Genomic DNA, 6,055 nt, shown 5'->3' with positions numbered 1-6,055 from the left:
CAGCCACCGCCGCCGGCAGCAGATTGCCGGAGGCGATGGAATGCAGAGTCGTGCCGATCATGATTGCCATGCCGACACCGGGAATGAGGCCGCGCATGGCGCGCTGCGCGGCGAGCACGTCCGTGATCACATCGGGCAGAGGGCCGTCGTCACGAATCGAGCCGGCCAGCACGAAAGGCACGTCGCAGGTAATGCAGGCGTGCATGATGCCGCCGGCGAGGCTGCCATCCGCCACCGCTGCGGCGATCGAACCTGCCCCGCGGATGCGGTTGATGGCCCACAGGTGGTGGGCGTGCCCTTGGGGGCCGGTGCATCCCTCATCCAAAGGCACGCCCAAAGAGGTTCCAAACAGGGCCGATTCGATGTCGTGGGCCGCAAGGGCGTTGCCGGCGAACAGCACATCGATCCAGCCGTTGCGGATCAGGGCTTCCACTACCGGCCCGGCACCGGTGTGAATGATGGCGGGTCCCCCCACCAGCAGAAGCTTGCGCCCCGCCGCTTTCACGTTGCGCGCGGCCGCCACGATTTTCCGCATCAGTACCCGTTTGGGTTTTTCCGCCGACACGGCACTGGCCATAAAACGAAAATCCTGCTCCTGCCGGTTGCGGTCAGGATAATGCACACGCACCCCCTGCCCCCCGACCACAATGCGCTGACCCTTCCGGACATCGGCCATGGGGACGGCGTGCGCGCTCATGGCCTGCGGCTCCACGACGATGGCCAGGTCCATTTCCGTTCCCTCCACGGCAAGCCACTTCTCGCCCACCAGCACTTGCGTGGGCAGGTTGGTGGTAGCGTAAAACCGGTCGGGCAAAACGCCATCGGCGGGCGCTTCATGCAACACCGCAGGCTTTGCCTGCAGCGCCACAGCTCCCAGCAGGGAGATTTCGCTCAGCACCGCGGTGAGAGTGGCCTGGTCCGGTGCGCCGATGTTCAACAGCACCGTGCTTTCATCCCTGCGGGTGCGGCCGATCGACAGTTCAGCAATTTCCCAGCTACCCCCTGCCAGTTCCACGGCATCGAGCACCCGTGACAGGATCTGCCGGTCGATAACATGGCCCTGCAACTTCACCTGCTGCTCTGACATAACCGCCCTCCTTCAAAAACGGCGCCGCCTGCTTCCTGGCCTGTGATGTTTACCCTGGCACGCGATGCCCCGCATACGGTAGAATAAAACCGGTTGCAAACGAAAGAGATCCCGACATGATCGATGCCCTTGCCCTTCTGGACAAATACTATCCTCCCGGCAGTGACGCCCACCGCATCCTTGTGCGCCACAGTCGAAGTGTCGCCGCCAAAGCCGCCCGTGTTACACGATGCCTGCCCGCCGCAACGGTGGACAAGGCGTTTGTTATCCAGGCAGCCCTGCTGCACGACATCGGCATCCGTTTCACGGCCGCGCCGGCCCTGGGATGTTTCGGCGAACTGCCTTATCTGTGCCACGGCCTGAAAGGACGGGAAATCCTCGAAGCTGAAGGGCTGCCACGCCACGCCATGGTGTGCGAAAGGCATATCGGCGTCGGCCTGACAGCGGCGGAAATCCGTCGGCAAAACCTTCCGCTGCCATGCCGCGACATGGCGCCGATCACGCTGGAGGAGCAGATCGTCGCCTACGCCGACCTGTTTTTTTCCAAAGATCCGGCCAGGGATGGCAGCGAGCGCTCCGCCGATCAGGTCCGGAATGCCCTGATGCGTTTCGGGACGGATAAGGTCGCTATTTTCGATCAGTGGCACGCTATGTTCGCCGTCTGACAAAGCGGTTTCAACGCCACCGCAACCTTCGAAAAAACGGCCGCCTCCCCCGGGGAAAGACGGCCGCTTCCACATGCGTTGCGCTATGGTTCCATCTCGTCAAACTGCAAGTACCGATAAATCTCCTCTTCCCGTGGCGCTATGCGATCCTGATAAACACTGAAATACCTGTCCGGGGTAGGAATCCGCCCCAGGGTCGCCACGATGGCCGCCAGTTCGGCGGAGCCCAGATACACCCGCGCATCATCACCGAGGCGGTTGTCGAAATTGCGCGTCGAGGTCGAGAACACCCGGGCGCCGGCCGGAACCCGGGCCTGGTTGCCCATGCACAGGGAGCAGCCGGGCATCTCGATGCGGGCACCGACAGCGCTGAAAATCGCCAGGCGGGCCTCGTCACGCAGTTGCCGGTAATCCATCCGGGTCGGCGGACAGACCCAGGTGCGCACCGCGGCATTGAAGGAACGGCCCTCCCACAGAGCCGCGGCTGCCCGAAAATGGCCGATATTCGACATGCAGGAACCGATGAAGACATCATCGATAGCCTCCCCGGCGATCTCCGACAACGGGCGCACATCGTCCGGATCGTTGGGACAGCATACCAGCGGTTCCTTCAGCTCATCGAGGTCGACTTCGACAACGGCCGCGTAACCGGCGTGGGCATCGGCACGCAGCAGCCGGGGCTCGGCCAGCCACTGTTCCACGGCGGAAATGCGCCTCTCCAGGGTTTCGGCATCTTCGTAGCCATCGGCAATCATACTCTTCATCAAGGCCACGTTGGAGCGCAGAAAAGCCGCGACCCGCTCTTCCGAAAGCTGGATGCAGCCGGCGGCGGCGCTGCGCTCGGCGGCGGCGCAGGTCAGCTCGAAGGCCTGCTCGACGGTCAGGTCATCGAGTCCCTCCATTTCGAGAATGCGCCCGTTAAAAATATTCTTCTTGTTCTTTTTCGGAACGGTCAGCAGGCCCTGGCCGATAGCCGCATAGGGCACGGCGTTGACAACGTCCCGCAGGGTAATGCCCGGCTGCAGGCTCCCCCTGAAGCGCACCAGCACCGATTCCGGCATATCCAGAGGCATGAAGCCGAGCGCGCCGGCAAAAGCCACCAGCCCCGACCCCGCCGGAAAGGATATGCCGACGGGAAAGCGCGTGTGTGAATCGCCGCCGGTGCCGACGGTATCGGGCAACAGCAGGCGATTGAGCCAGCTGTGAATGACGCCGTCTCCCGGGCGCAGTGCCACGCCGCCACGCTGCGACATGAATGCGGGCAGCGTGCGGTGCATTTTCACGTCGGCAGTCTTGGGATAGGCCGCCGTGTGACAGAAGGACTGCATGAACAGCGGCGTCTGAAATTTAAGGCAGGCCAGCTCCTTCAGTTCATCGGCCGTCATCGGCCCGGTGGTGTCCTGGGATCCGACGGTGGTCATGCGTGGCTCGCAGGCGGTTCCGGGCAGGACGCCGGGCAGGCCGCAGGCTCTGCCCACCAGTTTCTGTGCCAGGGTATAAGCCTGATCCGGTGGCGGCACGGGATTGTCCGGCCGGGTGAAAAAGCTTGCCGGCGCCAGGTCGAGAGCCTTTCGTGCCCTGTCGGTAAGCGCCCGACCGATGATCAGCGGGATGCGCCCGCCGGCCCGGTATTCGTCGGCCAGGGTATTGGGGGACAGGTCAAAAGTCGTCAGCAGCTTGCCTTCGGCATCCAGGATGCGGCCGGCCAGCGGTTCGATGATCACTTCATCGCCATGCGCAACTCGGTCGACGTCGGCACGGATCGGCAGCGCGCCGGAATCCTGCGCGGTGTTGAAGAAAATCGGCGCGATGGCGCCGCCGATAATCACCCCGCCGCGCCGTTTGTTGGGCACTCCGGGGATATCCTCGCCGATATGCCACAACAGGCTGTTGCAGGCCGATTTGCGGGACGAGCCGGTACCGACCACATCTCCGGCGAAAGCGATCTGGTGGCCTTCCCTGCGCCAGCGGGCGATGGTTTCGATGCCGCCGACGAAACGGCTGTGCCCCATGCTCAGAGCGTGCAGGGGGATATCCGGCCGGCTCCAGGCATCCCCTGCAGGGGAAAAATCGTCGGTGTTGATTTCGCCTTCAACCTTGAAAATCTTTACCCGAAGGCGGGCGGGGATTTCGGGGCGGGAGTGGAACCAGTCAGCCCGCGCCCAGCTTTCGATCACCTGCCGGGCAAAAACGTTCTCCGCCGCGAGCTTTTGTATGTCTTCAAAAGCATCGTAAACCAGAATCAGACCGCTCAGGGCACTGGCCGCCCGTGACGCCAGCTGGTCATCCCGCAGCGCCGCCATCAACGGTGCGATGTTGTATCCCCCGAGCATGGCGCCCAGCAGACGAATCGCGTCTTCCCTGCTGATCAGCGGGCTGCTCGCCACGCCGCCCAGGATTCGCCCCAGAAACTCAGCCTTGACCTGCGCCGACGGGTCGACGCCGGGAGATATGCGGTTTTCCAGCAGGTCAACCAGCAGGGCTTCGCGACCGGCAGGAGGAGCGGGCAGCAGGCGGCAGAGCTCCTGGGTCTGCGGCACATCCAGCGGCAGCGGCGGGATCCCCAGAGCGGCCCGCTCATCAACATGGTGCAGGTATTCATTGAGCATGGAATATCTCCTCGTATGTTTCAGGCATCGGAAACGGCCGATTGCCTACACCTGTTTAAATGTAAGGACATATGTGTATGCGGTCAAGCGCCGTCTGTCACCGCGCCGGATTTCCCCGCTGGTACTGAAACGCCCGCCCGGATCGGCTCCGGACGGGCGTTTGACAGCGTTTTTTGGAGAGATCTCACTAAGGCTGCATGTTCATTGCTGCTGATTCGGCGTAATGGTAATAGCGACCCGACGGTTCATCTGGCGGCCGGACTCGGTGTCGTTGCCGGCAATCGGCTTGCTTTCACCATAACCGACAGTCGTCAGTCGCGCCGGAGCGACGCCGTAACCGACCAGGACATTTTTAACCGATTCGGCACGTTGCCGGGACAGGGTCATGTTGTACTGTTCGCTGCCACTGCTGTCGGTGTGCCCGGCGATCAGGATATTGGTCTGCGGGTAGTTGTTGAGCACACCGGCCACCCGCTGCAGCTCGTCATAGCCTCCGGGCTTGACCGTATAGGAGTTGATATCGAACAGAAGATCGGACTTGAAGGTCACTGCGAGCACATCGGCGTCGCGCTGGATGCTGGCCCCTTCAACCCCGGCCAACTGCTGGCGCATGCTATTCTCCTGTTTTTCCATGTAGTTGGCGAAAAACCCGCCGGCCGTCCCCCCCAGCGCCGCGCCGATACCGGCGCCAATGAGAGTGCCTTCGGTGTCGCCACCGATCAGCTGACCAAGCCCGGCGCCGACAGCGGCACCGGTACCGGCGCCGACGGCCACGCCTTTCTGGGTACCTGTCATCGGCTGGCTGCAACCGGCCGCCAGCAGGGATATCAGCGCAAAAACCGTGAACATTTTTTTCATAAACTGCTCCTTCCATGAATGAATGGGTGGTAAGAACAAGCGTGCCGATCGCACAAATCATCTATCACATGGGTTGATTTCCGGCATGTATCCGCCCGGAAACGCCAGAGCGATACAGCGTGGTTTCATATGCAAGGCGAACCATTTTTCGTTGTGGCAGACAAACCCGCGGATTGACGCCGCCATGGCCAAAAGGGCCATTTCAGGATGAAAGCTAGCATGCTTCCCGGAAAAAGCAAAGTCTAATAATGGCGACACATTGCCCTCCGGAAAAAACCGTACGGGCTTTTTGCTTCGTGGACTCAGACGAAGAACAGGCCGATAAGTTTACCTGAAAAACGACGGGCATCCTCATCTGGATAACCACAACCCAATCAAGCAAAGTATAGCATCGCCTGGCCGCACCGTAACGAACACGAGGCGCCTTTTGCCGCCCGGCGTTTTGCGATGCAAGGGTTAAATCTTGAAACACGCTTGTTTTCCATGCTAGTTTGACAATTTGTGAAAAAGGGTATCTTTCTACAGAGGTGAACCGATGAAAATACAGAGACAACAGGTTGAGCACGTCGCGAAACTGGCACGGCTGGCCATGACGAAGGCGGAACTGGACACCCTGACGGGCGAGATGGACGCGATTCTCGATTATGTCGAAAAGCTCAATGAGCTGGACACGGACCATATCATCCCCACGGCCCATGCCGTGCCGGTGGAGAACGCCTTCCGCGAAGATGTCGCGGGCGCATCCATCGGCACCGAAAAGGCTCTGCTGAACGCTCCGGAAGCAGGAGGCGACTGCTTCGTCGTTCCCAAGGTCATCGAATAGGTTTCCGGCCCGC

The 6,055-nt window shown here is 61.5% G+C and carries 5 protein-coding genes; 2 read left to right on the top strand and 3 right to left on the bottom strand.

Going from position 1 to position 6,055, the window contains the following annotated elements:
• On the bottom strand, positions 1-1,087 hold a 1,087-nt coding region (locus tag AB7E65_RS00305; RefSeq protein ID WP_428745053.1), incomplete at its 3' end, for a TIGR00300 family protein.
• A gap of 116 nt (positions 1,088-1,203) precedes the next feature.
• Here AB7E65_RS00305 and AB7E65_RS00300 point away from each other — a divergent pair.
• Positions 1,204-1,752 (top strand): HD domain-containing protein, encoded by a 549-nt coding sequence (locus tag AB7E65_RS00300; RefSeq protein ID WP_428745052.1) that lies wholly within the window; start codon positions 1,204-1,206, stop codon positions 1,750-1,752.
• Between the two features lie 83 nt (positions 1,753-1,835).
• Here AB7E65_RS00300 and AB7E65_RS00295 read toward each other — a convergent pair whose 3' ends face one another.
• Positions 1,836-4,361, bottom strand: coding sequence for a bifunctional aconitate hydratase 2/2-methylisocitrate dehydratase (locus tag AB7E65_RS00295; RefSeq protein WP_428745051.1), 2,526 nt, complete (start codon positions 4,359-4,361; stop codon positions 1,836-1,838).
• Between the two features lie 201 nt (positions 4,362-4,562).
• Positions 4,563-5,219: an OmpA family protein gene (locus tag AB7E65_RS00290; protein WP_072287227.1), complete on the bottom strand. Its 657-nt coding sequence runs from the start codon at positions 5,217-5,219 to the stop codon at positions 4,563-4,565.
• A gap of 535 nt (positions 5,220-5,754) precedes the next feature.
• Between AB7E65_RS00290 and gatC the strand changes: the two genes are divergently transcribed.
• Positions 5,755-6,042, top strand: a complete 288-nt coding sequence (gatC, locus tag AB7E65_RS00285) for an Asp-tRNA(Asn)/Glu-tRNA(Gln) amidotransferase subunit GatC (protein WP_072287226.1) — start codon at positions 5,755-5,757, stop codon at positions 6,040-6,042.
• Positions 6,043-6,055: the final 13 nt, after the last annotated feature.

Source organism: Syntrophotalea sp. (assembly GCF_050253115.1).
Classification (GTDB): Bacteria; Desulfobacterota; Desulfuromonadia; order Desulfuromonadales; family Syntrophotaleaceae; genus Syntrophotalea; species Syntrophotalea acetylenica.
The sequence above is the reverse complement of the archived record's forward strand: the minus strand, read 5'-3'. Positions and strand labels throughout refer to the sequence as shown.